A 23979-nucleotide genomic window follows, 5' to 3' on the forward strand; every position below is an offset into this window, starting at 1 on the left:
GCCTAAAACGCTTCTTCCCAGTGACGTGACAGCCGTGTGGCGCAGTTGATCAGGCCGACCATGGAATAGGTCTGGGGGAAATTTCCCCACAATTCGCCGGTGCGCGGGTCAATGTCTTCCGACAGCAGGCCCAGCGGATTGCGCTTGTCCAGCACCTGCTCGAACAAGGCTCGGGCCTCGGCCTTGCGGCCGATTGCGGCCAGGGCGTCGATATACCAGAACACACAAATGACGAAGGCGGTCTTGGGCCGGCCAAAATCATCCTCGGCCACATAGCGATATAGAAAGTCGCCGGTCCGCAACGCCGCCGCCACCGCATCGACGGTAGCGGCGAACCGGGGATCGGCGGCGTCGAGAAAATCCACCTCGTGCAACAACAACAAGGTGGCATCCATGTCGGCGCCGTCGAAGGTGGAAACGAAGGTCCCCAATTCGGCATTCCAGGCGCGGTCACAGATGGCAGCGTGCAGGCGGTCGGCTTCGCGCCGCCAGAAAGTGGCGCGATCGCGCGAACCGATATGGCTGGCGATCTTGGCCAGACGATCGCAGGCGGCCCAGCACATCACCGCCGAGAATGTGTGCGCATGGGCGCTGGTGCGCAATTCCCACGGGCCGGCGTCGGGCTGATCGAACACGGCGATGGCCCGTTGCCCCAGGCGCTCTAATTGCTCGAACAAGGTGGCATCGCCGGGATGGGTCAGCCGACGGTCGAAGAACGCATGAGTCGAAGCCAGCACGATGCTGCCGTAAACGTCGTTTTGCACCTGCAAATGCGCCTGATTGCCCAACCGCACCGGTCCCAGGCCGCGATAGCCCTTCAAATGTTCGGCGACGGTCTCGTCGATGGAGGAATCGCGGGTTATGCCGTAGACCGGACGCAAGCCGTCCTCGCTGGCGCCTTCGACGATATCGCCGATAAAGCGGAGATAATCCTCCATCATCCGGGTGACGCCCAGACGGTTCAAGGCGTGGATGACGAAATAGGCGTCCCGCAACCAACAAAAGCGGTAATCCCAATTGCGTTGGGTGTCCGGCGCTTCGGGAATCGAGGTGGTCAATGCCGCGACGATGGCGCCGGTTTCCTCGAAATTGCAGATTTTCAAAGTGATGGCCGCCCGGATCACCGCGTCTTGCCACTCGAACGGAATCGACAACGACCGAACCCAAGAGCGCCAGTGCTCGACGGTCCGTTCATACAGATCGCGGGCGGTGGCTTCGATCCCCGCCTGCAAGCTTTCATCACTGCCCAAAATCATGTCAAAGGGGCGATCAAGCACGAACGAGCGTTCCTCGATCACATAGGAAATCGGGGCGCTGGTGGTCAGCCGCAAGGTCTGATCGGCCGAGACATAGCGCACATGGTTGCTGCCTCGGGTGATTTGCGGCACCACCCCGCCATTGCCGAAACGCGGCCGCAGCCGGACGCGGATGCGCGGCCGTCCTTGCAATGGCTGGATGCGGCGCACGATCATCGGCGGGCGGTAAATGCGCTCATACAGGGCGAAACGCGGGGTGAAATCGATGATTTCCACCAGACCGCCATGCCGGTCGGACAAGACGGTGCGCAAGATGGCCGAATTGGGCAGGTATTCTTGCTGGCTATGCACCTGATCGACCAGTTGCAGCGAAAACTCGCCATCGCCCCCCGAGCGATCGGCATCGTTGAGCAATGAGTTGAACACGGCGTCGCCATCAAGGCGGGGAAAGCAGCTCCAGACGATGCTGCCCTTGCCATCCACCAACGCACTGATGTTGCAATTGCCGATGATGCCGAGATCAAGATTGGCCATGAGCGTGTCCTCGCAGTTTCCGTTCCACTCCAGCCAGCCACCGCCGCACCGCCGTCGGCGAGGCGATCTTGCGGCTGGCGACACTGTCGATATTGCCGCCGACATGAATGGACCGCCCCCCCAGACGGTTGACGGCGGAAAATCCGCTTTCATCGGTGACGTCGTCACCAATGAACACCGGGCAGCGACCGGCAAAGGGCGGGCAGGTCATGAAACGGCTGATGGCGGCCCCTTTATCGGCATTGGCCGGCACCACCTCGATCACCGATTTGCCTTCCAGCACCCGTAAGGCCACCGGCGCCGCCGCCACCGCGTTATGAGCCAATCCGCGAACCTGAGCCGCCAGTTGCGGGGCGTCGCGGTAATGCAGGGCGACGGCCAGCGGTTTGCGCTCGACCAAGATACCCGGCAGGGTCTCTGCCCCGGCGGCCAAGGCGTGCAGTTCCGGCCCCACCGCCGCCGAAGCCTTGACCATACCGGCCCGGCGCCATTCCGCCCCATGACTGCCGGCGGCGTCGCCGCCACCGGGAAACAGCCAGTCGATATCGCTGAGGGTGCGGCCGCTGATCAGGGCCAAAGCCCCGCCCAAATGCGCCGTCAATGCCGCCAGCACGCCCGGCAATTCCGCCGGCACCACCACCAGATCGGGCTTGGCCGCCAAGTCCAGCAAGGTGCCGTCGATATCAAGAAATAAAGCCCAATTCTTCGCTTCAGCCATGACCGCCTCCGCCGGCTGCGGAAACGTGGACAATCTGGCGTTCAATCGCCCGGCGCTTGCGCATGCGCGCCGCATCCAACAACATCCGTCCGGCCCAATAGTGAATATTGTGTTCGCTGACCAGATCGCGCATCAGCTTCATTCGTTCGCGTCGCTGTTCCGGCGGCATCGACAACCCGCTGTGCAAGGCCTCGGCCATGGCGCGGATGTCATAGGGATTGACGATCAGCGCCTCCAACAGCTCCCGCGATGCCCCGGCAAAGGTGGACAGCACCAGAACGCCATCTTCGTCGTCACGGGCGGCGACGAATTCCTTGGCGACCAAATTCATGCCGTCATGCAGGCTGGAGACCATGCACAAATCGGCGGCGCGGAAAAGAGTAAGGACGTCTTCGGGTTCATGGTGGCGGGCAATCAAGACAATGGGGTGCCAGCCGTCGCGGCCGAAGCGTTCGTTGATTTCCCGCGCCAGGGTCTCGGCTTCTTCCTGGGTGATCTGATAGGCGGCCAAGCGCCCACGGGTGGGCGCGGCCACTTGCAGCAAGGTGAAGGAGCCGATCCAGTCGGGATGATGTTCCAACAGGCTTTGGACCGCCCGGAAGCGATCCGAGATCCCCTTGGTGTAATCGAAGCGTTCAACCCCCACCGCCAGCCGCACATGTGCGGGCAATCCATAGTGTTTCAGCACGTCTTCACGGCATTGGTTGACCGGCGGCTGCGTTGCCAGAGCGGCCGGCGGCCATTCGATGGAAATGGGATAGGGCCGGACCAGGGTCGTCCCCTCGGTTCCCCGCACCACCGAATGCTCACGGTCGATATGGCAGGCGAGGAAACGGTCCACCGATTCAAGAAAATTCAGGCAATGGAACTGGGTGTGAAAGCCCAGGATCGAACTGCCCAACAAGCCGGTAAGAATTTCCTCTTTCCACGGGCAGATGCTGAACATCTCGGGATTGGGCCAGGGAATATGCCAAAAGGTAATGATGGTCGCCTCGGGCAATTGCTCGCGCACCATCTGCGGCAACAAGGCGAAGTGATAATCTTGCACCAGCACCACCGGATTGGGGGTCTGCGCCTCTGCCACCACCGCGGCGGCGAACTTGCGATTGACCGCCACATATTGTTCCCAGTCGGAAGCGCGAAAGACCGGACGGACAAAAGCGATATGGCACAGCGGCCACATGCCTTCATTGGCCAATCCGTAATAATACCCGTCCTGTTCCTCGTCCGTCAGCCATACGCGGCGCAAGGTGTAATTGGGCGAATCGGGGGGAACCGGCAAATGGTCGCGCTCGTCCACCATCACCGTGTCGGCGCTGCCGCTGCCATGGGCGATCCAGGTGCCGCCGCAGGCCCGCATGATCGGCTCCAACGCCGTCACCAGACCGCTGGCCGGACGTTGCAGCACGACGCGACCGTCTTCCATGTTGTGGATATAGGGTTCGCGATTAGAGACCACCAGAACCTCGGCGTCGGGAAGCTCATCGCGCAACAAGCTGCGCAGGCTGTCCGGCCCCCAATCGACCCGGATGGCGTCGCTTAAAGTCCGAGGAACTTCCAGATTGCGCATCACCTTGCGCATCTCGTTCAAAAGCGGCGCGATTTCCGGCGCCACGGCCTTGCCCTCCCCCAGACCGGAAGCCGGGGCGGCAAAGCCGCTGCGCACCGCCCGGACCCAACCATGCAAGGTCACGCGGGCCACCACCACGGTGACGATGGCGGCGCCCAGCGACAAAAAGGCCAGAAAGGCGGCCAGATAATTCTCGGCGCTGGACGATCGCCGTTCGATGAAGCGCAAATCATGCAAGATGACCAGACGCCCCAGCGATTCCCCTTGCGCCATCAGTTCGAAACTGGCCGCCAGGACTGAACCGCTGGGCAAATGTTCGACGGTGAACGCGCTGCCTTGCGCAGCTTGCGGCGGGCATTTCAGGACCGCCGGCCAAGCGGCCGAACGGTTGATCAATTGCCCATCCACACCGCACAGGCCCAAAGCCAAGACTCGCTCGTCTTGGGCGATCCCGCGAAACAGGCGGTCAATTTGGCGAGATGACTTGGCCTGGGCCAAATCCATCACCGTTTCTTGAACCGAATTGAAAACCAGCCGCGAGCGCATTTCGACATCGGCCCGGAACCACCGCTCGATCAAGCCGCCGACCAACGGCGCCGCCAACCAGGCAATGGCGCCAAGAACCAGCAGCAACGGCAGTACGAACCGTATCGCCATGCGCATCAGAAAACCTCGTCCTCGCCATCCCAAACCCGGAAACGGCACAAAGACCCTGCCGGGACATATCAATGGTCACAGGAGGATGATCCCAGGTCAATCGAAAAAACCGATTAGACACATTTGTTTTTTAAATAAGAAATATCTCCGACTTAGGTCCATGCCATTCGTCATACTTATGAGCAAAAGACATATGGCCATAAGCTGGTAGGATGCCGACAAATATCACCTCGCACTCAATCGACAGCACAGGGAGCGTCATCATGTCCGCATGTTGTAACCATATTGGGAACAGCCTGTCCCGTCGCGGCTTCGTCAAGCTGGCGCTTGGCACTGGGGCGGCGCTATGGACGAATTTCAAACCCAGCTCGGTGTTCGCCGCCGGCAATACCGAAGCGTTGTTGTTGTCATGCATGGATTATCGGTTGGTCGACGATATCGTCCACTACATGGACGGACGCGGGCTGACCAATAAATACGACCACGTGGTTCTGGCCGGCGCCTCTCTCGGCGTCTTGCAGGACAAGAACGTGTCGTGGGGGCAGACCTTTTGGGATCATGTCGGCGTCGCCCTTGACCTGCACCACATTCACAAGATCATCGTCCTCGATCACCGCGATTGCGGCGCCTACAAAGTGTTCCTCGGCACCGATCTCGCCAAGGACCGCGCCGGCGAGTTCGAAGCCCACGCGATCAAATTGCGGGCGTTGAAAACCGCCATCGCCGGCAAGTTCCCCGGTCTTGAGGTCGAATTGCAGTTGATGGACCTGGACGGCAAGGTGGAACCGGTCACCTGAAAAAAGAAAACCCGCCGAAATCACTTTCGGCGGGTTTTGTCTTGTCACACTTCATCACCCCAGGGCGGGTCAGGCAAGACCTGAAACAGGTTGCGCAGGCCCTCGCCCCACAAATGCCCCAGATTTTGGAAATACGGATCGTCCTCGCCGATGGTGTGATGCATCCCGACCCTGAACGCGTCACGGTGATACACCAGCAGGTCGATGGGCAGACCCACCGTCAGATTGGAACGGATGGTCGAATTCAGCGACAACAGCGCGCATTTGGTCGCCGGCATCAAATCCATCTTACGGGTCACCACCCGATCGAGAATGGGTTTGCCGTATTTGGTCTCGCCGATCTGAATAAAGGGCGATTCCTCGCCGCATTCAATGAAATTACCGGCCGCGTAGATCATGAACAAACGCGGATTTTCGCCCTTGATCTGACCGCCGAAGATCAGCGACAGGGCAAAATCGGCGCCATGTTCTTTCAGGTGCTTGGCATCGTGGCTATGCACCTCGCGCACATAGGCGCCGACGACGCGGGCGGCGTCGAACATGGTCTCGGCCAGCAAGATGTTCTTTTTCGGATCCTCGGATTTGGTCCCCTGATCCAGCAACGTGGCGACGAACTGGGTCACCGCCAGATTGCCGGCCGACAACATCACCAGAACACGTTCGTCCGGTGCTTCCCACACCCGCATCTTGCGAAAGGTGGACACATGGTCCACCCCGGCATTGGTGCGCGAATCGGATGCGAACACCAGCCCCTGATCCAGGGACATGGCTAAACAATAGGTCATGACGGCCCCCCAGCCTTACGCATTCATCAAAAAGTCTTCGTGCAGACGGGCGCTGATATGATTGTTGGCGGTGATAAAGCCGGCAATGAAGGCGTTCAGCCCTTCTTCCAACAATTCGTCCATGCGGCCCCAATGCAGACGGGCCTGGGCCGCCCCGACCATGCGGGTGCATTCCAAATCCGGCCCCAGGGCTTCCAGCGATTTCAAGGCGGAGCCTAGGCACGACATCAGCGAACGCGGCATGTCGTCGCGCAGGATCAGCATGTCCAGCGCGTTACTTTGCTTGGGCTCATCGTGATAGACGGTGCGATAGGCCTTAAGAGCGCTGACCGAGCGCAGCACCACCGCCCAATGAACGTGGCCGAACGGATCGGACGCCGCCCCACTGGGCGAGAACCCACCCAAGGGCACGCCGATCAGCCGGGCGGTATTGTCGGCGCGTTCCAGCGCCGTGCCCAGACGCAGGAAGTGGTAAGGCTCGTCGCGCAACATGACGCCATCGACAATACCGCGGAACAGATGCGAGCGTTCGCGCACCCATTCGCAAAAGGCGATCAGCCCCTGTTCCCGCAGGCGCGGACCGTCCATGCACTTGACCTCCAGCCACGTCGCGTTCATGGCTTCCCACAATTCGTTGGGAATGACCGAACGCACCGCATGGGCGTTTTCGCGGGCGGCGCGCAAGGCGGCATAGATGGACGACGGGTTGGTCGAATCCAGCACGGTGAAGCTGACGACATTGACCGCCGACGCCTCGCCATAGCGGGCATTGAAGGCCTTTTCGCCGCCGGCGATGGACAGGACCGAGCGCCAAAAGGCGGCACGGTCGCCGCTGGACGACAAAGCGGTGCGGTTGGCGACATCAAGGAAACGGGCGATATTCTCGGCCCGCTCCACGTAGCGGCTCATCCAATACAGATGTTCGGCGGTGCGGCTCAGCATGGGTCGTTCTCCAGCACCCAGGTATCCTTGGTTCCGCCTCCCTGTGACGAATTCACCACCAGGGAGCCTTCGGTCAGCGCCACGCGGGTCAGACCGCCGGGCACCAGGGTCACCGTCTCGCCGGCCAGCACATAGGGACGCAAATCCACGTGACGCGGGGCGATGCCCTGTTCCACCAAGGTCGGCACCGTCGACAGCGCCAAGGTCGGCTGGGCGATGTAATTGGACGGATTGGCAAGAATGCGGAGGCGAAATTCCTCGATCTGCTGCTTGGTCGAGGTCGGCCCCACCAGCATGCCGTAACCGCCGGCGCCCTGGACCTCCTTGACCACCAATTCGGCCAGATGCTCAAGCACGTATTTGCGTTCGTCCTCGCGCTCCAGCCGCCATGTGGGCACATTGTTGAGGATCGGCTCCTCCCCCAGGTAAAAGCGGATCATCTCGGGAACATAGGTATAGGTGGCCTTGTCGTCGGCGACGCCGGTGCCGATGGCGTTGGCCAAGGTCACGCCGCCCTTGCGATAGACCTCAAGCAGGCCGCGCACGCCCAACGACGAATCGGGGTTGAAGGCGTCGGGATCCATGAAATCGTCGTCAATGCGGCGATAGATGACGTCAACCCGCTTCGGCCCGGTGGTGGTGCGCATCCACACCAGACCGTCCGAGACGAACAAGTCGCGGCCTTCCACCAATTCGATGCCCATCTGCTCGGCCAGGAAGGCGTGTTCGAAATAGGCGGAATTGTAATAGCCCGGCGTCATCATCACCACGGTGGGGTCGCCCTTGCACTTGGCCGGGGCGACCGAGCGCAAATTCTTGATCAGGATATCGGGGTAATCATCCACCGCCGCCACCCGGTGGCGGGCGAACAGATCGGGGAACAGGCGCATCATCATCGCCCGGTTTTCCAGCATGTAGGAAACCCCGGACGGCGAGCGCAGATTATCTTCCAGCACATAGAAATCGTTTTCGCCCGTCCGCACCAGATCAATGCCGGCGACATGGACATAGACGTCTCGGGCCACATCGACACCCTGCATTTCCGGGCGGAACATGCCGTTGCCCATGATGTGGGCCTTGGGGATGATGCCGGCCTTCAAGATATCCTGGCCGTGATACAGATCGTTGAGAAAGGCGTTCAACGCCCGCACCCGCTGGCAACAGCCGGTGGACAGGTGCGTCCATTCCTTGGCGGAGATGATGCGCGGCACGGTATCGAAGGGAATCAGCCGTTCCGTGCCGTCCTGGTCGCCATAGACGGCAAAGGTGATGCCAAGCCGGCGGAACAGCATGTCGGCTTCTTCATGCTTGCGCCGCAACAGGTCGGGGGGCAGCGACAGCAACCAGTTTTCATAAGCCCGGTAGGGACCGCGAACGCCGCCGGCCGAGGACTTCATTTCATCGTAGGCCATTCCCTCTCCATTCCCTGTTTTCACTGGCAAAAAGGCAATGCAACCGCCATGCCTGGGGGAAAACCATTATTTTTCAACGGCTTTTTTGGGCGTGCGACCATAAGTATGCGCAAAGGCTGACCTGACGGCTCAATTCTTAGGCACTGTTTTCATAATCTTTATAATCCTCGCATCCAACGCGGGCGCAGACCACCCCCCATCTGTACGGCCCGGTCGATTTGCCCCAACACCTTGGCCCGATCCTTGGGCAAGGTCCCGGCCAGCGGCAAGGCATTGCTGGCGTGATTGGAACGAAAGATCACCGGATGGGGCGGATCAAGCCGTTCGACCAAGCGCCGCATTTCCAGCAAGACCGCGTGATCATCCTGCCAGACGAAAGGCTCGGCATATTTGTCGAGAAAACGCGCCTCGACCTCGTCGGCCAGCCGCAATTGCAAGGTGGACAAAAAGGTGACCGGCACCCGATTGATCATCGCCGCCGTCTCGTCCATGTGTTCCTGCCAGTATTTCTGCCCCCCCAAACCGGTGATCACCGTCGCCGACACCTTCAAGCCGGCTTCGGCGGCGCGGGCCAGACCGGCCTCCATCTGCTGGGCGGTGCCTTTCTTGATCTTTTTCAGCAAGCGGTCGGCGCCGCTTTCGATGCCGACATAGACCAGCGACAGCTTTTTAGCCTTCAACGCCTGGATTTCAGCGACGCTTTTCGCCAACAGATTGAACGGCGTCGCATAAGCGGTGATCCGTTGCAGATTGGGAAACGTCGCCACCAGCCGATCACACAGCGCCGCCAGATGCGCGGTCGGCAGATTATAGGCGTCACCATCGGCCAGAAACACCCGATGGGCATCGGGCCACGCTTGGGCGGCGGCGGCGATGTCGTCGAAGACCGCCTCCAGCGACCGGGCGCGATACTCTTTTTCTTTGTACATGGAACAAAAAGTGCAGCCATTGAAACGGCAGCCCAAACTCGCCTGAATAATCAGGTTGTCGCCTTCCGACGGCGGCCGCCACAGGGGGAAATCGTAATCAAGCACCGTCTTCTCCCGCTTTGGCGAACCGGCGCGAAACGGCAGCGATCCGCGTATCGTTCATAGCGGGATTAAGATCGGCCGGCCACTTGAAAGTGACGCCGAACACATCCCCGGTCAGCGACACACAAGCACCGTCCAATCGGGCATGGTATCGGGGACATGTCCGGGATGCTTACTCGGCCTGGGATGAATGCGTAAGAGTCCGTCTCGAAAGGTCATGAAGCCCGCGCCAACCGCCGGAGCATGATGCCTATCATGGCGAGTTTGACCATGGTGGCGCTGATATCGGCGCGCGTCTCGAAATCACGGGCGAGGCGGCGGTGGCGGATCAGCCAGCCGAAGGTGCGTTCGACGATCCAGCGTTTGGGCAGGACCACGAAGCCCTTGGCGGTGTCGGAGCGCTTGACGATTTCCAGGCGGCAGCGATGCACCTGGAAGACATCAAGGGCGAGTTCGTCGCCGGTATAGCCGCCATCGGCAAACATTTTCTGGATGAACGGCTGGTGGGAGCGGCCTCCTTGCCTTCGTGTTCGCGCACCGCCTTGTGCAGCGCTCTTGGAACTGGCGCAAAATGCGGTAGACCGACTTCCATGGCGGGAAGTCCTTCGGCAACTGCCGCCACGAGCAGCCCGTCCGCAGCAGGTAAAGAACGGCGTTGAGGAACTCCCGCATGTCCGTCGTGCGCGGACGGCCACCGGCCCTGGCCGCAGGGATCAACGCGGTAATCCGCGCCCATTCGTCATCGCGCAGATCGCTCGGATAGCGCTGCTCGGAGCGTTCATATCGAGATCGGTTCTCTGAAGTCCACATCGTCGCATCCGGCGGCTGTTCGAATTCGCCGAGGACAGAATCACACCGGATTCTCAGCGGTCAACCACTTTCGAGACGGACTCTTAATAACAATATTTCAAGGAAAAACGTTCACCAAATAACCAAGCTTCCGCACCAACTCAGACACCCTTGCATTCATATACAGCAGCAGACCACCTACGCCGCGCGATACCCGGATGGCTCCGACAACTCGCCGATGGCCAGCCACTTTTCCGCCATGTGGGAAAGCCCTTCGTGGTGCAGGTCGTTGAGGCCACTCCGGCACGATCCCTGGCCTTGCGCCAACGGTAGCCCATCTGCTTGGCATCCAGGACGAATGGGACGGTAAGCACTAACTTTGGGCCATTTCTCTTACCCCATCGCCTCGCCATACAGCTTGGGAAACACCACCTCGGCCACATGGACCGGGAAGCGCAGGGACACCGGCCCCTTGGGGGTGGCCGAGGCTAGGACGCCTGTATCGATCAGGGCCGACAGCACACCATGCGGGCGGTGCGTTCGGGCAGGCCGGTGGCGCGGGGGGCGTCGCCTCGGGGCATTTCGCCGCGAATCACCACTTCTTCCAGGATGCCCATGCTGTGTGGGTTCAGGCCTTCGCGGGTGACGAACAGTTTCAAATGTTCGGTCAGGTGGTCGAAGTCGAACAGGCTGGACATGAAGCGGATTTGATCCCGCGCCACCACCAGGAACCAGGCCACGAACTCGACCAACCCTTCCTGCGGCAAATTGCCGCGCCCGTCCAAATCGTTGCGGCGGCGCAAATCGGCTTGTTCCATCATCGCCTTGTATTCGGTAGGCACCGTCATCCCCCGCGCCAAGCCGCGAGAAATGGACCACAGGCCATGGGCGCCGATCCCCGCCGACAGGGCGATGGCGTGGCTCATCAGCCGGCTGACGCGTCCGTTGCCGTCATAGAAGGGGTGGATGAAGTTCAGGCGGTGATGGGCCGCCGCCATGGCGATGATTTTTTGGCTGTTGCCCATGCCGGCCAAATCATAGCGGCGCTGAAAATGCTCCATGAAGGCGGCGACTCGTCCGCTGGATGGCGGGCGATGGCGACCCACCGCCACTTCCCGATTGGCGATGTCACGGGCGGCAGAGCGGAACTCGCCCGGCTCCATCAGGAACGAAATATCCCCCGCCTCGAGGAGTTCTGCTTGCGATGAGGCGGCGTCACCCGCCGACCTTCAGCCGATACCCAACCCCCGGATCAGTCACAATCATTGTCGGTTGGCCGGCATCATCCTCTAGCTTCTGCCTTAGCTGGTTGACGTAGACCCGTAGGTAGGCGGTGTCATCGACATGGGCCGGTCCCCACACCTCCTTGAGGATTTGCCGGTGGGTCAGCACATGGTCGGGACGGCGGGCCATGAAGGCCAGCAATTCCCATTCCTTTTTGGACAGGTGGATCTCGGCGCCGCCCTTGGTGACGATGCGCCGCCCAAGGTCGATGGTCACCGGCCCGACGACTAAGACGTCCTCGGTCTCCTGGGGTGCCCGCGACCGCAGCACCGCCCGCACCCGCGCCATCAACTCGGCAATACCGAATGGCTTCACCACGTAGTCGTTGGCGCCCCGGTCCAGCGCCTCCACCTTGTCGAACTCGTCGGCACGCACCGACAAGATGATGATCGGCAGAGCCGAGAACGTCCGCACCGCGCTGATGACCTCCTGGCCGTCCATGTCGGGCAGGCCGAGGTCGAGCACTAGTAGGTCGGGCGCTTGCGCGCGCGCCGCCTCGATCCCGGCGGTACCGGTCTCCGCCTCCGTCACGTCGTAGCCGTTGGCGCCCAGCGAGATGCGCAGGAACTTGCGGATTTGCGGCTCGTCGTCGACGACCAGAATGCGGGCGGTCATGGATGGCTCTCGGAGAAGGCGGGTTCAGGGGGCAGCGGCAGATGAATGACAACGCAGGTGCCCGCGCCATGCAAGCCCGGTTCGGCGTGGATGGTGCCGCCATGGGCCTCGACGATGCCCCGGCAGATCGCCAGCCCCAGGCCGGTACCCGATTGGCTGTCGCCCTGGTTGACCCGATAGAACATGTCGAACACCCGTTCCCGGTCTTCCGGCGGAATGCCCGGCCCCTGGTCGGCAACCTCGATCGCGATGTGCTTGGACGTCCGGATCGCCCACAGCTTGATAGGCATATTTGGTAGGCTGTACTTGCAAGCGTTGTCGAGCAAGTTGAAGAACACCTGCTCCATCAGTACGGCATCAACGCATAGCAGGGGCATGTCGTCGGCGATATCGACCACGATGGCGTGGACGCGGGCCAGTCGCTTCGTCCGTTCGACCGCCGCCCCGGCGATGTCGTGCAGGTCGGCCCAATCAACCCGAGGCTTCAGCGCCCCCGCCCCCAGTTTGGTCATATCCAGCAGGTTCTGGACGAAGCGGTTGAGGCGTTCCGCCTCGTCTTGAATGGTTTGGGCAAGCTCGCGCCGGTTACAGGAATCCAACGCCTCGTCATAGCTGATCAGGCTGGACGCCGCCCCCATGATCGACACCAGCGGTGTGCGCAGATCGTGCGACAGTGACGAAAGCAAGGCCGAGCGCAGGCGCTCGCGCTCGGTGGCGACCCGCGCCGTCTCGATGTCGGACACCAAGATGGTGCGCTCGACGGCGACGGCGGCCTGGTCGGCCAGCGTCTCCAGCAGGCGCATCTGCTCGGGTGATGGCATGTCGGCGTCTTCCATCATCTGAACGCCGAGGATACCGACCGGGCCACGACCGGTCTGGAGCGGGATGAACAGCCACAGCGCCACCGGCAAAGTGGCGGAACCGCGACCGGCGATCTTGCCGTGCGCCCAGGCCCATTCGGCGGCGGCGGCGGATTTGTCGTCCAATTCGTCCTCGGGCGGGTACCCCGCGGCGATGGAAAGGCCGTTATCGGCGGGCATCAGCACCAGCGACTTGCCGTGGATGGTGGCGGCGACATGGTGCACGACCGCCCATAGAACGTCGTCGAGGGTGGCGGCGGCGGTGATCTTGCGGCCGAAATCGTAGAGGTTGCCGGTGCGCCGGGCGCTTTCCTTGGTCGCCTGCATCTGGGCGCGCAACCGGGCGGCCATGTTGCTGACCACCACCGCCGCGATCAGGAAGAACACCACGGTCAGGATGTTCTGCGTGTCGGTGATGGCAAAGGTATAGCGTGGCTCGGTGAACAGGAAGTTGAAGGCGAAGAAGCTGGCGACCGAGGTCAGGATAGCTGGACGCAAGCCGCCCTTGAGCGCCACCAACAGCACCGCCATCAGATAGGCGACCGAGATGTTGGCGATGGGCAGGCCGATCTTGTCAACGACGAATCCAACGCCCGTGGCGGCGCCGGTCGCGGCGACGGCGAACGCAAGGTTGAGCCAATCCCGCAAGACCATGGGGTTGGGTGTGGCAACCGTCTTTGGCCTGCTGCTGTCCACCCCGCCGACCACCAGAACGTTGACGTCGCCGGTCTCGGCAATCAACCGGTCGGTCACCGACTTGCCCAGGCTCCATCGACCCCGGCGGGTTCGGCCGACGACGATCTGGGTGGCGTTGCGCTCGCGGGCGAAGGCGAGGATGGTCGCCACCACGTCGTCGCCCGCGAGCGTTATCGTCTCGCCGCCCAACTGTGCGGCCAGCCGCATGGCTTCGTCGATGCGATCCTTTTCGGCCTCGGTCAGCGAATAGGCCCGCGAGGTCTCGACCGTCGCCGCCAACCAGGCGGCGCCGCGCCGTTCGGCCGACCGTTTGGCGACCCGGACCAAACGCTGGGCGTCCACCGTCTCGTCGATACACACCAGCACGCGCTCGCGCGCCGGCCACGGCCCGACGATGGCATGGGCGCGCATGTAATCGACCATCTGGCGATCGACCCGCTCGGCGGCATGACGCAGCGCCATTTCACGCAGCGCGGTCAGGTTGCCGGGCGAGAAGAAATGGTGGACGGCACGCCGCGCCTGCTCGGGAACGTAGACCTTGCCCTCATGCAGGCGCTTGATCAAATCCTCGGGCGGCAGGTCGATCAGTTCGATCTCATCGGCGGTGGCGAACACGCTGTCGGGCACCGTTTCGCGGACCTTGACGCCGGAAATCTGCTCGACGACATCGTTCAGGCCCTCAATGTGCTGGATGTTCAGCGTGGTGTAGACGTCGATGCCCGCCGCCAGCAACTCCTCCACATCCTGCCACCGCTTCACATGGCGCGAGCCGGGGACGTTGGTGTGGGCGAATTCATCGACCAGGGCGACCTTGGGGCGGCGTGCCAGCAGCCCGTCCAGATCCATTTCGCTGAAGGTGCGGTCGCGGTAGCGGACCTCGCGGCGGGGCTGAACATTCAGCCCGGCGACCAGCGCCTCGGTCTCCTTGCGGCCATGGGTCTCGACCACCGCCACCACCACGTCAAGATCTTCGCGCCTGCGCTCGTGGGCGGTCTCCAGCATGGCATAGGTCTTGCCGACGCCGGGGGCGGCGCCGAGGAAGATCTTCAAACGCCCGCGCCCTTCTCGCGCGGCTTCGGCGAGAAGGGCTTCGGGAGAAGGACGGTTGTCGTCTTCGCTCATCCGACCGACTTCATTTCAAGGGCCATCGTTCATCCAGCTTTTGGTTCAAACCGCTTAGATCCACAGGGCGGTCAGCCATGGGAACATCCGGGGCATTGTCTGTAAACTCCTGCAACAGGCGGTGCATATCCGATACCGTGGCATGGCGCCGGGCGGCCACTCCCTTGACCTGCATGTTGGCGTCGCCCAGTTCCAGGGATGGGGAAGCATGACCGGCCATGGCATGAAAATACCCCAAATTCTGAGACACCGGTGACGGATTGCGTTCTCCCGTCACGCCGGCCAGCAATAAGATCAGTATGGCGATGGCCGCCAGGCCAAGAATAACCCGGCTCATCTCAGTCTCCTTGTCCACGCAATGGCCAGTGCGCATCCAGCGCCAGATTGAGCTTCAGCACATTGACACGCGACTCGCCAAGCACCCCCAGGTCCCGGCCTTCGGTATGCCGGGCCAGCAATTGACGAACCTCTTCAGCCTGAACATGGCGGGCGGCAGCCACCCGCTTGACCTGGTAGGCGGCCGCTGCCGGGGTGACATGGGGATCAAGACCCGATGCCGACGAGGTCACCAGATCGACGGGAACCCCCCCTTTCTCGTCGGGATTGGCCTGACGCTCGGCCGTGACTCGGGCAGCCACGTCGTCGACCAGCTTGCGACTGGACGGCGCCAGGTTGCTGCCCCCTGAACTGGCGGCGTCATAACCTTCACCGGCTGCCGAGGGCCGCCCGTGGAAATAGCCCGGGTTATCGAACTTCTGTCCGATCAGGGCCGAACCGACCACACGGCCGTCCTCTTCGATCAGGCTTCCCCGGGCCGTCCAGGGAAAGATCATTTCGGCGAGGCCGGTCACGGCCAGCGGATAGGCAAGTCCGGTGAGTGCGGTCATGACCACCACCAAGACAAGAGCAGAGCGTAGATAGGTCCACATGATGTTGCCTCCGTTCATGCCAGCCCAAGGGCGGCGACGGCCAGATCGATCAGCTTGATGCCGACAAACGGCACCCCCAGCCCACCCAGGCCATAGACCAGCAGATTTCGCTTCAGCAGCGCTTCGGCCCCGGCCGGGCGATAGCGCACGCCTTTCAGCGCCAACGGGATCAGGGCGATGATGATCAACGCATTGAAGATGATGGCGGACAGCACCGCTGATTGTGGGCTGGCGAGATGCATGACGTTCAACGCCTGAAGTTGCGGGTAAGCCGCCAGGAACAACGCCGGGATGATGGCGAAATACTTCGCCACGTCGTTGGCGATGGAAAAAGTGGTCAGCGCCCCCCGGCTCATCAGCAGCTGCTTGCCGATCATCACGATCTCGATGAGCTTGGTGGGATCGCTTTCCAAATCCACCATGTTGCCCGCCTCGCGCGCCGCCTGGGTGCCGGTGTTCATGGCGACGCCGACATCGGCCTGGGCCAAAGCGGGGGCGTCGTTCGAACCGTCGCCGCACATAGCGACCAAGCGTCCGCCCTGCTGATACTCGCGGATCAGTTCCAGTTTCTTTTCCGGCGTCGCCTCGGCCAGGAAGTCGTCCACCCCCGCCTCGGCGGCGATGGCGGCGGCGGTCAGCGGATTGTCGCCGGTGACCATCACCGTCTTGATGCCCATGGCGCGCAGGGTGGCGAAGCGCTCACGGATGCCGGGCTTGATGATGTCTTTCAGATGGATGACGCCCAGCGGACGGCCATCGCGTGCCACCACCAGGGGCGTGCCACCCGACTTCGCCACCCGCTCCACCAGCTGGTTCAATTCCTTGGGCCCCCCGCCGGGCATGCGGCCCGAACGCTCGGCGACGTAATTGGTGATGGCGTCCGAGGCTCCCTTGCGGATTTCGCTGACGGCGGTCATCACCCCGCCCCAAGAACCGCCGTTCATATTGACGCCGCTCATGCGGGTCTGGGCGGTGAAGGGCACGAAGCTCATGCCGCCGCGATCGGGCTCGGCCAGGCCAAAGCGGGTGCGGGCCAGGGTGACGATGGACTTGCCCTCTGGCGTCTCGTCGGCCAGTGACGACAGGAAGGCGGCTTCGGCCAGATCGCGCTCGTTGACCTCCGCCAGCGGCAGGAATTCGGCAGCCTGACGGGCGCCGAGGGTGATGGTGCCGGTCTTATCCAGCAGCAATACGTCGATGTCGCCTGCCGCCTCGACGGCGCGACCCGACTTGGCGATGACATTGAACTTCACCAGCCGATCCATGCCGGCGATGCCGATGGCCGACAGCAGGCCGCCGATGGTGGTGGGGATCAGGGTGACGAACAACGCGGCCAGGAACACCACCGGCACCACCGCACCCGAATACGAGGCGAATACCGGCAGGGTGGCGACGACGAACAGAAAGATGAGCGTCATGCCGACCAGCAGGATGGTCAGGGCGATCTCGTTGGGCGTTTTCTGGCGCTTGGCCCCCTCGACCAGAGTGATCATGCGGTCAAGGAAGCTCTCGCCGGGGTTCACGGTGATCTGCACCACGATGCGGTCGGAGACCACGCGGGTGCCGCCGGTGACCGCCGAGCGGTCACCGCCGCTCTCGCGGATGACCGGCGCGGATTCACCGGTGATGGCGCTCTCGTCGACCGTGGCGATGCCCGCCACCACGTCGCCGTCGCCGGGGATAACGTCGCCCGCCTCGCACACCACCAAATCCCCTGCCCTCAAACGCTGGGCAGGAATGGTCTGGAAGGTGGCGGCATCGGTGGAGGTTACCTGTTTGGCCGCCGCTTCTGTCTTGGTCTTGCGTAAGCTGGCCGCCTGGGCCTTACCGCGCCCTTCGGCGATGGCTTCGGCGAAATTGGCGAACAGCACGGTGAACCACAGCCAGACGCTGATCTGAATCATCACACCCAGATGCTCGCCGCCGCGTGCGGTCAGGACGGAAGCGACTACGGCGACCAGCGCGGTGGCGAACATCACCGGGTTTCTTACCAACTGGCGCGGGTCGAGTTTCTTGACGGCGTCGATTGCCGCCCGAGCCAAGATAGCGTGATCGAACAGCGCCAATCCTTGGGGACGATGGACACTCATGGAAGGCTCCTCAGAATAGGGTGCCGGAAGCGAGCGACAGGTGCTCGACCACCGGCCCAAGGGCGATGACGGGGAAGAAGGTCAGCCCACCCACCACCAACACCACGGACACCAGCAAACCGACGAACAGCCAGCCATGGGTGGGAAGGGTGCCCGACGATGGCGGAACGGCCTTTTTGGCGGCGACCGCCCCCGCGATGGCAAGGGTGGGAACGATCACCATGAAGCGTCCCAGCAACATGGCCAGGCCCAGCAACGTATTGTGCAGAACCGTGTTGGCGCCGAACCCCGCAAAGGCCGAGCCGTTGTTGGCGGTCGCTGAAGTATAGGCGTAAAGCAACTGCGACAGGCCGTGCGGCCCCGGTGCGGTGATGGCCTCTGGCCCCGTCAGCAAGGCCAGGGCGCCAAGCCCCAGGATACCGATGGGGAAGACCAAGATGACGATGACCGCCAGCTTCATCTCGCGGGCCTCGATCTTCTTGCCGACATATTCCGGTGTACGCCCGACCATCAACCCGGCGATGAACACGCTCAGGATGACGAAAATCAGCATGCCGTAAAAACCGGCGCCGACACCGCCGACGACGACCTCGCCCAGCATCATGTTGACCATCGGCGCCAATCCGGCCAGCGGCATCAGGCTGTCATGCATGGCGATGACCGCACCGCAACTGGCCGCCGTGGTGATGGTGGCGAACAAGGCCGACAAAGCGATACCGAACCGGACCTCCTTGCCTTCCATGTTGCCCCCCGCCTGCCAGGGCGACAGCGCCTGATCGACGCCGAGGGCGGCCAGCGCCGGATTGCCTGCCGCATCCGCCCAAGCGGTAATGCCGATTCCGGCCAGGAACAGCAGCCCCATGGCGGCCAGGATGGCCCAGCCCTGGCGGGTGTCGCCAACCATGCGACCGAACGTGTTGGTCAGGCCCGCCCCCAGGACGAAAATCGCCACCATGTGGATCAGATTCGTAACGGCATTGGGGTTCTCGTAAGGATGGGCGGCGTTGACGTTGAAGAAGCCGCCGCCATTGGTGCCCAGATGCTTGATCATCATCTGGCTGGCCACCGGCCCTTGGGCGATGACCTGCTTGGCCCCTTCCAGCGTGGTCGCCTCGATATAGGGCGATAGATTCTGCGGCACACCCAGCCACACCAAAGCCAGGGCGCCGACAACGCAGATGGGCAGCAGCAGGTAAAGCACCGTGCGGGTCAGATCGACGGTAAAATTACCCACACTGCGTGCCGATTGCCGGGCGAAGCCGCGGATCAGCACCACCGCCACGACCATGCCGGTGGCGGCCGAGACGAAGTTTTGCACCGACAGCCCGGCCATCTGGGTCAGATAGCTCATGGTGGTTTCGCCGCCATAAGCTTGCCAATTGGTGTTGGTGGTGAAACTGACGGCGGTGTTGAAGGCCAGATCGGCAGGCACCGCCGCCATCCCCGCCGGGTTCATCGGCAGCCAGCCTTGCAGGCGTTGCAGGCCATAGAGCGCCAAGGCGCCGACCAGATTGAACGCCAGCAGCGACAGGGCGTAGCCGGTCCAATGCTGCTCGCGGTCGGCCGAGGTGCCGCACAAGCGGTAGACGAGGCGCTCGATCCAAGCGAGCCAAGTCAGCTTGCCCTCGTACAGCCGCGCCATGTAGCCGCCTGCCAGCGGCGTCAACGCCACGATGAGGGCGACATAAAGCAGAATTTGCAGGATGCCATTGGCGTCCATGGCGCCCTCCTAAAATTGCTCGGGGTGGATCAGCACGTAGCCGAGATAGGCCAGCAGGCCGATAATCAGGGCACCGCCCAAAGCGATGCCGAGAAAGTCTATGTCGGACATGACCATCTCCTCACATCCGCTCGCAGATGCGTACCAACTGGGCACAGACAGCGAAGAAGGCGACGATGACGGCCAGAAACAGCGCGTCGGAGATGGCCGGGAACAGCGCGTTAAACATGATGGCTCTCCGGTTGAAGGTCAGAGCGACAACCTGACCATGGCACCGGAGGGCGTTAAGGTTCCATGTGGAATACTGGGGGTGTCTTTACGGGTTGTTTATGGACGGCAACAAGGTGAGCAGGCCGTGCCTGCGTCCGCTTAAACCTCTGTCATCGCGAAAACCCGCCATTCCCCTTCCGGCCCAAAACCGACATCGGGCTAACGACAGTTGATGATCCAATCCACTCCCCACTTGGCACCCCTCATCAGCCCATCGCCTCGCCATACAGCTTGGGAAACACCACCTCGGTCACATGGACCGGGAAGCGCAGGGACACCGGCCCCTTGGGGGTGGCCGAGGCTAGGACGCCTGTATCGATCAGGGCCGACAGCACCATGCGGGCGGTGCGTTCGGGCAGGCCGGTGGCGCGGGGGGCGTCGCCTCGGGGCATTTCGCCGCGAATCACCACTTCTTCCAGGATGCCCATGCTGTGTGGGTTCAGGCCTTCGCGGGTGACGAACAGTTTCAAATGTTCGGTCAGGTGGTCGAAGTCGAACAGGCTGGACATGAAGCGGATTTGATCCCGCGCCACCGCCAGGAACCAGGCCACGAACTCGACCAATCCTTCCTGCGACAAATTGCCGCGCCCGTCCAAATCGTTGCGGCGGCGCAAATCGGCTTGTTCCATCATCGCCTTGTATTCGGTCGGCACCGTCATCCCCCGCGCCAAGCCGCGAGAAATGGACCACAGGCCATGGGCGCCGATCCCCGCCGACAGGGCGATGGCGTGGCTCATCAGCCGGCTGACGCGTCCGTTGCCGTCATAGAAGGGGTGAATGAAGTTCAGGCGGTGGTGGGCCGCTGCCATGGCGATGATTTTTTGGCTGTTGCCCATGCCGGCCAAATCATAGCGGCGCTGAAAATGTTCCATGAAGGCGGCGACTCGTTCGCTGGATGGCGGGCGATGGCGGCCCACCGCCACTTCCCGATTGGCGATGTCACGGGCGGCAGAGCGGAACTCGCCCGGCTCCATCAGGAACGAAATATCCCCCGCCTCGATCCGCCGCAAGTCGTCGGGCATGTCGCGATAGAATTCGGCGTGCAGCCACAGAATGAACGGGGCCGAGGTCGGGCAATGCAAGGCGCCCTGGTGGTGCAAGCGGTCGATTTCGGCCTGTACCCGCATATGGGCGCGGGCTTCCAGTTGCAGGTTGCGCTTGTCCTGGTCGGCGTCGAAATCCTGGGCCATGGCCCGCTCGATCTCGCGCAGGGGGGTGTTGTGACCCTCGATGCGGTTGGAGTAGAAGGTGTTCATGGCCCGCACCAAATCCGCCAAGGCGGCGGCGGTGGGTTTGGGCAGGCGGTTTTCCAGTTGCCGCGATTCGGCGGAAAGATCGGCGATCAAGTCGGCGACGCGCTCGGGAATGGCTTCGATACGGCACGGCTCGATGCGTTCAACTGGTTCGTTGTCGTAATTGCCGATCATGAAACAACCTTATGTACTTGATTAAACTTGATATTTTTACTTGATATGACGATGCATTGCCGATCATAGCGCCGATTTGTTGGACAAATCCAACACATTGGAAATTCGTGCTATTTCGCGAACCCAAGTCGATGCGTTGCCGAACTTGCGCAAGCACACGTTCGTATGTCTGCCCCAAGTCATGCCAAGCAATCAGCCAAGTTTCCGCGACACTTCCGACACCTTGGCATTCACATAACGCAGCAGCACTTACGCCGTGCGATGCCCGGATTGTTCCGCCAACTCGCCAATGGTCAGCCCCTTTTCCGCCATGCGCGAAAGCCCTTCGTGGCGCAGGTCGTGGAAATGCAGCCCGGCAGCGCCGGCAAGGTCGCGGGCCTTGCGCCAGCGGTAATCCACCTGCTTGGTGTCCAGGGTGAACAGGCGGCGATCCTTGTCGGCACCAGCCGGCAAGCGATCCAGCAGGGTATCCAGGGTGGCGGCGGCGCGGGTGGTCAGCACCACCTTGCGGGCGTGACCGTTCTTGGAATCGGGGCGGTGGATATAGCGCCCAGCCCCTGGGTGATTCCGCCTATGAAACCAAGCTGATTCGCGACGCCATCTTCACCGAGACCGGCCGGCGTTATCTGGCCCCCGACATCACCTCGGACACGGCGCAGATGCAGCGCCTGCTCGACGCCGCCGCCAGCGAACAGACGGCGCTGAACCTGAGTTGGGGCGTCAGCTTGTCGACGGATCAGGTGGCGGCGCTGACCCACGACATCGTCTGGTTCGAAACCGTGGTGGTGGACGGCCAGACCGTGCTGGCGCCGCGCCTGTATCTGGCTCAGGCCCATCAAGACAACTTGGCGCCGCAAAGCGCCGGCATCATCGCCAGCGCCGCCAATCTGCAAGCGGCCCGGGTGGTCAATTCCGGCCTGATCGCCGCCACCGGCGCCCTCAGCGTCACCGCCAGCGGCGACGTGGTCATCCTGGTCGAGTGGCAACGTCAGGGTGCCGATCTGGCCAAACTGGCCGGTGGTCTGGCGGCGATAGTCGCCGGCGCCAAGACCGCCGCAGACGTCAATACCGCCGCCAACAGCGGCGAAACCGTCGCCACCCACAACGTCCTCGAAACAGTCATCGATATCGCCAGTCTGGCGCTGTCGCTGAACGAATTGCGCGTCGTTCTGACCGATGACGACGCCACCAAGCTCGACATTCTGCTGGCTGGCGGCGCGGTCGTCATCGATGGCATCGCCACGGTCGTTCCATTCCTGCCGGGCGGCGCCGGCATCGTCCTCAAGGCCTCGAAAAAAGGGGGAGAGGCCGTCGTCAAAATCACCACCAAGGCCGGCGATGACATCACCGAAGCGGTCAAGTTCGCCAACAAGGATGTCTGGACCCTGTCGGCAACGGAACGAGGCAAAGTGATCGAACAGCGCCTTGCTCAGACCGACTACAAGGATTGGTTCAACGTCGGCCAGGAAAAGAATGGATTTTTCCCTCTCGTCGACGTCCAGAAGGGCGATACATTGGTCAGTATGGATGGGGAGGATGACGGATCATATTGTAGAGCTTGGTAAATCGGGAGCAACCGTGGACGGCAGGCCTGCGAGCATGGTTCTGGACCTGCGGGTGCAGCCGGGGGGGAGCGGAAGCCGCAGAAATACTTAAATCCGTGGGTAAAAACAATGGCGTAGCGGTTCAGATTATAGAGGTGGCACGATGAGGTTGATGGCATACCGGATGATCATGGCTAAAGGCAGCCTGGACGCCCCTAAAACGTGGGAATTGTTGTCCCAAACACTGAAAAGTTATGATTGCCTCCCTGATATTCTCCTGGCGAGTGGAACCCCGCACAAAAATGACCTGAAGAAATATTTTCGCTCCCGTCCCGACTGTATCAACGTTGAAACAGGCATGCATAGAATTCTATCCAATCCTTTAGGGCACTACCACTTCATCCAAACTTTGTTTGATGAAAAACAACAAGGACCAAATTTGTGGGAAGATACTGCTATGTCATTTTCTTCTATACAGGGATTTAGACAAGCGTTTATCTATGATCTAGACTACGATCTTTGGCAGAACACCAGTAGCATCCAGTCCTACCAATTGAAGGGCCGTGACTACTCTCATCTCCCGCTTAGGCACAATCGCCTCCCTCCCCCTTTGGATGAAATGGAAATCGACACGCGCAACAACCCCGGTCGTTATGTTTTCCGTCAGGGCTATTTGGAAGCGGTCGGTTCGACCATGTGGCTGGGCGACGATTTTTTCAAACTGGTTGGCGCCCATCGCCGCGATGCCCTGTTGGCGGCGGATTGGGCGGATGTCCGGGACGTCGCTCCCGGCGTGCTGCGCGTCCAGGTCGCGCCGGAACCTTTTTGCGACGACAGCACCGCCGATCTGCAAAACTGAACCGCCCCGGGTTTGCCGGAGGCTCCAACTTCTGAGAAAGTAGGGGCATCATGAGCAAGACGACGAACAAAT

The 23979-nt window shown here is 61.9% G+C and carries 22 protein-coding genes and 1 pseudogene; 3 read left to right on the forward strand and 20 right to left on the reverse strand.

Annotated elements, in window-relative coordinates; all coding sequences use genetic code 11:
* Window positions 1-2 precede the first annotated feature (2 nt).
* From KEC16_RS18235 to KEC16_RS18245, 3 genes are read right to left on the reverse strand one after another with little or no spacing between them, the layout of a single operon-like run.
* The gene (locus KEC16_RS18235; protein ID WP_211551628.1) at window positions 3-1790 is read right to left on the reverse strand and encodes a glycoside hydrolase family 15 protein; all 1788 of its coding nucleotides are present in this window, start codon (window positions 1788-1790) and stop codon (window positions 3-5) included.
* Window positions 1777-2508, reverse strand: coding sequence for a trehalose-phosphatase (otsB, locus tag KEC16_RS18240; protein ID WP_211551630.1), 732 nt, complete (start codon window positions 2506-2508; stop codon window positions 1777-1779). Before otsB ends, KEC16_RS18235 begins: the two co-directional genes overlap by 14 nt.
* Window positions 2501-4741, reverse strand: a complete 2241-nt coding sequence (locus KEC16_RS18245; protein ID WP_249209313.1) for an alpha,alpha-trehalose-phosphate synthase (UDP-forming) — start codon at window positions 4739-4741, stop codon at window positions 2501-2503. Before KEC16_RS18245 ends, otsB begins: the two co-directional genes overlap by 8 nt.
* A 257-nt stretch (window positions 4742-4998) precedes the next feature.
* Between KEC16_RS18245 and KEC16_RS18250 the strand changes: the two genes are divergently transcribed.
* The gene (locus tag KEC16_RS18250; RefSeq protein WP_249209314.1) at window positions 4999-5532 is read left to right on the forward strand and encodes a carbonic anhydrase; all 534 of its coding nucleotides are present in this window, start codon (window positions 4999-5001) and stop codon (window positions 5530-5532) included.
* A 44-nt stretch (window positions 5533-5576) separates the two neighbouring features.
* On the opposite strand, the gene KEC16_RS18255 is transcribed toward KEC16_RS18250, so the two are convergent.
* The 17 genes and pseudogenes from KEC16_RS18255 to KEC16_RS18325 all read right to left on the reverse strand — a co-directional run bounded on the left by KEC16_RS18255 (window position 5577) and on the right by KEC16_RS18325 (window position 22047).
* The gene (locus KEC16_RS18255; protein WP_211551632.1) at window positions 5577-6317 is read right to left on the reverse strand and encodes a proteasome-type protease; all 741 of its coding nucleotides are present in this window, start codon (window positions 6315-6317) and stop codon (window positions 5577-5579) included.
* 15 nt (window positions 6318-6332) lie between these two features.
* Complete coding sequence (locus tag KEC16_RS18260) at window positions 6333-7259, reverse strand: alpha-E domain-containing protein (RefSeq protein WP_211551634.1); 927 nt, start codon at window positions 7257-7259, stop codon at window positions 6333-6335.
* Window positions 7253-8671: a circularly permuted type 2 ATP-grasp protein gene (locus tag KEC16_RS18265; protein ID WP_211551636.1), complete on the reverse strand. Its 1419-nt coding sequence runs from the start codon at window positions 8669-8671 to the stop codon at window positions 7253-7255. Before KEC16_RS18265 ends, KEC16_RS18260 begins: the two co-directional genes overlap by 7 nt.
* 158 nt (window positions 8672-8829) lie before the next feature.
* A complete protein-coding gene (locus KEC16_RS18270) occupies window positions 8830-9705 on the reverse strand; it encodes a radical SAM protein (RefSeq protein ID WP_211551638.1) in 876 nt (291 codons plus the stop codon).
* Window positions 9706-9977: 272 nt separating this feature from the next.
* Window positions 9978-10187, reverse strand: a pseudogene (locus KEC16_RS20240) (transposase); the annotation flags it as partial.
* Window positions 10144-10512, reverse strand: a complete 369-nt coding sequence (locus KEC16_RS20245) for a transposase (RefSeq protein ID WP_428846070.1) — start codon at window positions 10510-10512, stop codon at window positions 10144-10146. The pseudogene KEC16_RS20240 and the gene KEC16_RS20245, both read right to left, overlap by 44 nt.
* Window positions 10513-10884: 372 nt before the next feature.
* The gene (locus KEC16_RS20035; protein WP_283091939.1) at window positions 10885-11013 is read right to left on the reverse strand and encodes a hypothetical protein; all 129 of its coding nucleotides are present in this window, start codon (window positions 11011-11013) and stop codon (window positions 10885-10887) included.
* Window positions 10998-11654: a Fic family protein gene (locus tag KEC16_RS18280; protein WP_211551640.1), complete on the reverse strand. Its 657-nt coding sequence runs from the start codon at window positions 11652-11654 to the stop codon at window positions 10998-11000. The genes KEC16_RS20035 and KEC16_RS18280 overlap by 16 nt, the downstream gene beginning before the upstream one ends.
* A 52-nt stretch (window positions 11655-11706) precedes the next feature.
* Window positions 11707-12390: a response regulator gene (locus tag KEC16_RS18285; protein ID WP_211551641.1), complete on the reverse strand. Its 684-nt coding sequence runs from the start codon at window positions 12388-12390 to the stop codon at window positions 11707-11709.
* Window positions 12387-15068, reverse strand: a complete 2682-nt coding sequence (locus KEC16_RS18290; protein WP_211551642.1) for a sensor histidine kinase — start codon at window positions 15066-15068, stop codon at window positions 12387-12389. Before KEC16_RS18290 ends, KEC16_RS18285 begins: the two co-directional genes overlap by 4 nt.
* Window positions 15069-15078: 10 nt before the next feature.
* Window positions 15079-15405, reverse strand: coding sequence for a hypothetical protein (locus KEC16_RS18295; protein WP_211551643.1), 327 nt, complete (start codon window positions 15403-15405; stop codon window positions 15079-15081).
* 1 nt (window position 15406) lies between these two features.
* Window positions 15407-15997, reverse strand: a complete 591-nt coding sequence (gene kdpC / locus KEC16_RS18300) for a potassium-transporting ATPase subunit KdpC (RefSeq protein WP_211551644.1) — start codon at window positions 15995-15997, stop codon at window positions 15407-15409.
* Window positions 15998-16011: 14 nt separating this feature from the next.
* Entirely contained in the window at window positions 16012-18087 is a 2076-nt protein-coding gene (gene kdpB, locus KEC16_RS18305; protein WP_211551645.1) for a potassium-transporting ATPase subunit KdpB, read from the reverse strand.
* Window positions 18088-18097: 10 nt separating this feature from the next.
* Window positions 18098-19807, reverse strand: a complete 1710-nt coding sequence (gene kdpA / locus KEC16_RS18310; RefSeq protein WP_211551646.1) for a potassium-transporting ATPase subunit KdpA — start codon at window positions 19805-19807, stop codon at window positions 18098-18100.
* Window positions 19808-19816: 9 nt separating this feature from the next.
* Window positions 19817-19918: a K(+)-transporting ATPase subunit F gene (gene kdpF / locus KEC16_RS18315; protein ID WP_211551647.1), complete on the reverse strand. Its 102-nt coding sequence runs from the start codon at window positions 19916-19918 to the stop codon at window positions 19817-19819.
* A 365-nt stretch (window positions 19919-20283) separates the two neighbouring features.
* Complete coding sequence (locus KEC16_RS18320; RefSeq protein ID WP_211551648.1) at window positions 20284-21504, reverse strand: Fic family protein; 1221 nt, start codon at window positions 21502-21504, stop codon at window positions 20284-20286.
* 249 nt (window positions 21505-21753) lie between these two features.
* Window positions 21754-22047: a tyrosine-type recombinase/integrase gene (locus tag KEC16_RS18325; RefSeq protein ID WP_346344134.1), complete on the reverse strand. Its 294-nt coding sequence runs from the start codon at window positions 22045-22047 to the stop codon at window positions 21754-21756.
* Between the two features lie 116 nt (window positions 22048-22163).
* On the opposite strand from KEC16_RS18325, the gene KEC16_RS18330 reads away from it, so the two are divergent.
* Entirely contained in the window at window positions 22164-23069 is a 906-nt protein-coding gene (locus KEC16_RS18330; protein ID WP_211551649.1) for a hypothetical protein, read from the forward strand.
* A 151-nt stretch (window positions 23070-23220) separates the two neighbouring features.
* Window positions 23221-23907 carry a hypothetical protein gene (locus KEC16_RS18335; RefSeq protein ID WP_211551650.1) on the forward strand — a complete coding sequence of 229 codons (687 nt, stop codon included), beginning with the start codon at window positions 23221-23223 and terminating at the stop codon, window positions 23905-23907.
* Window positions 23908-23979: the final 72 nt, after the last annotated feature.

This window comes from Magnetospirillum sulfuroxidans (assembly GCF_018224925.1).
Lineage (GTDB): Bacteria > Pseudomonadota > Alphaproteobacteria > Rhodospirillales > Magnetospirillaceae > Magnetospirillum > Magnetospirillum sulfuroxidans.

Bases quoted from the DNA above. Each gene is read 5' to 3' on its own strand.
- KEC16_RS18255 (WP_211551632.1), bottom strand. From the start codon at position 6,317: ATGACCTATTGTTTAGCCATGTCCCTGGATCAGGGGCTGGTGTTCGCA.
- KEC16_RS18260 (WP_211551634.1), bottom strand. From the start codon at position 7,259: ATGCTGAGCCGCACCGCCGAACATCTGTATTGGATGAGCCGCTACGTG.
- otsB (WP_211551630.1), bottom strand. From the start codon at position 2,508: ATGGCTGAAGCGAAGAATTGGGCTTTATTTCTTGATATCGACGGCACC.
- KEC16_RS18265 (WP_211551636.1), bottom strand. From the start codon at position 8,671: ATGGCCTACGATGAAATGAAGTCCTCGGCCGGCGGCGTTCGCGGTCCC.
- kdpA (WP_211551646.1), bottom strand. From the start codon at position 19,807: ATGGACGCCAATGGCATCCTGCAAATTCTGCTTTATGTCGCCCTCATC.
- KEC16_RS18285 (WP_211551641.1), bottom strand. From the start codon at position 12,390: ATGACCGCCCGCATTCTGGTCGTCGACGACGAGCCGCAAATCCGCAAG.
- KEC16_RS20245 (WP_428846070.1), bottom strand. From the start codon at position 10,512: ATGTGGACTTCAGAGAACCGATCTCGATATGAACGCTCCGAGCAGCGC.
- KEC16_RS18320 (WP_211551648.1), bottom strand. From the start codon at position 21,504: ATGATCGGCAATTACGACAACGAACCAGTTGAACGCATCGAGCCGTGC.
- kdpC (WP_211551644.1), bottom strand. From the start codon at position 15,997: ATGTGGACCTATCTACGCTCTGCTCTTGTCTTGGTGGTGGTCATGACC.
- kdpF (WP_211551647.1), bottom strand. From the start codon at position 19,918: ATGTCCGACATAGACTTTCTCGGCATCGCTTTGGGCGGTGCCCTGATT.
- kdpB (WP_211551645.1), bottom strand. From the start codon at position 18,087: ATGAGTGTCCATCGTCCCCAAGGATTGGCGCTGTTCGATCACGCTATC.
- KEC16_RS18290 (WP_211551642.1), bottom strand. From the start codon at position 15,068: ATGAGCGAAGACGACAACCGTCCTTCTCCCGAAGCCCTTCTCGCCGAA.
- KEC16_RS18235 (WP_211551628.1), bottom strand. From the start codon at position 1,790: ATGGCCAATCTTGATCTCGGCATCATCGGCAATTGCAACATCAGTGCG.
- KEC16_RS18335 (WP_211551650.1), top strand. From the start codon at position 23,221: ATGGCATACCGGATGATCATGGCTAAAGGCAGCCTGGACGCCCCTAAA.
- KEC16_RS18330 (WP_211551649.1), top strand. From the start codon at position 22,164: ATGCAGCGCCTGCTCGACGCCGCCGCCAGCGAACAGACGGCGCTGAAC.
- KEC16_RS18245 (WP_249209313.1), bottom strand. From the start codon at position 4,741: ATGCGCATGGCGATACGGTTCGTACTGCCGTTGCTGCTGGTTCTTGGC.
- KEC16_RS18280 (WP_211551640.1), bottom strand. From the start codon at position 11,654: ATGGAGCCGGGCGAGTTCCGCTCTGCCGCCCGTGACATCGCCAATCGG.
- KEC16_RS18295 (WP_211551643.1), bottom strand. From the start codon at position 15,405: ATGAGCCGGGTTATTCTTGGCCTGGCGGCCATCGCCATACTGATCTTA.
- KEC16_RS18250 (WP_249209314.1), top strand. From the start codon at position 4,999: ATGTCCGCATGTTGTAACCATATTGGGAACAGCCTGTCCCGTCGCGGC.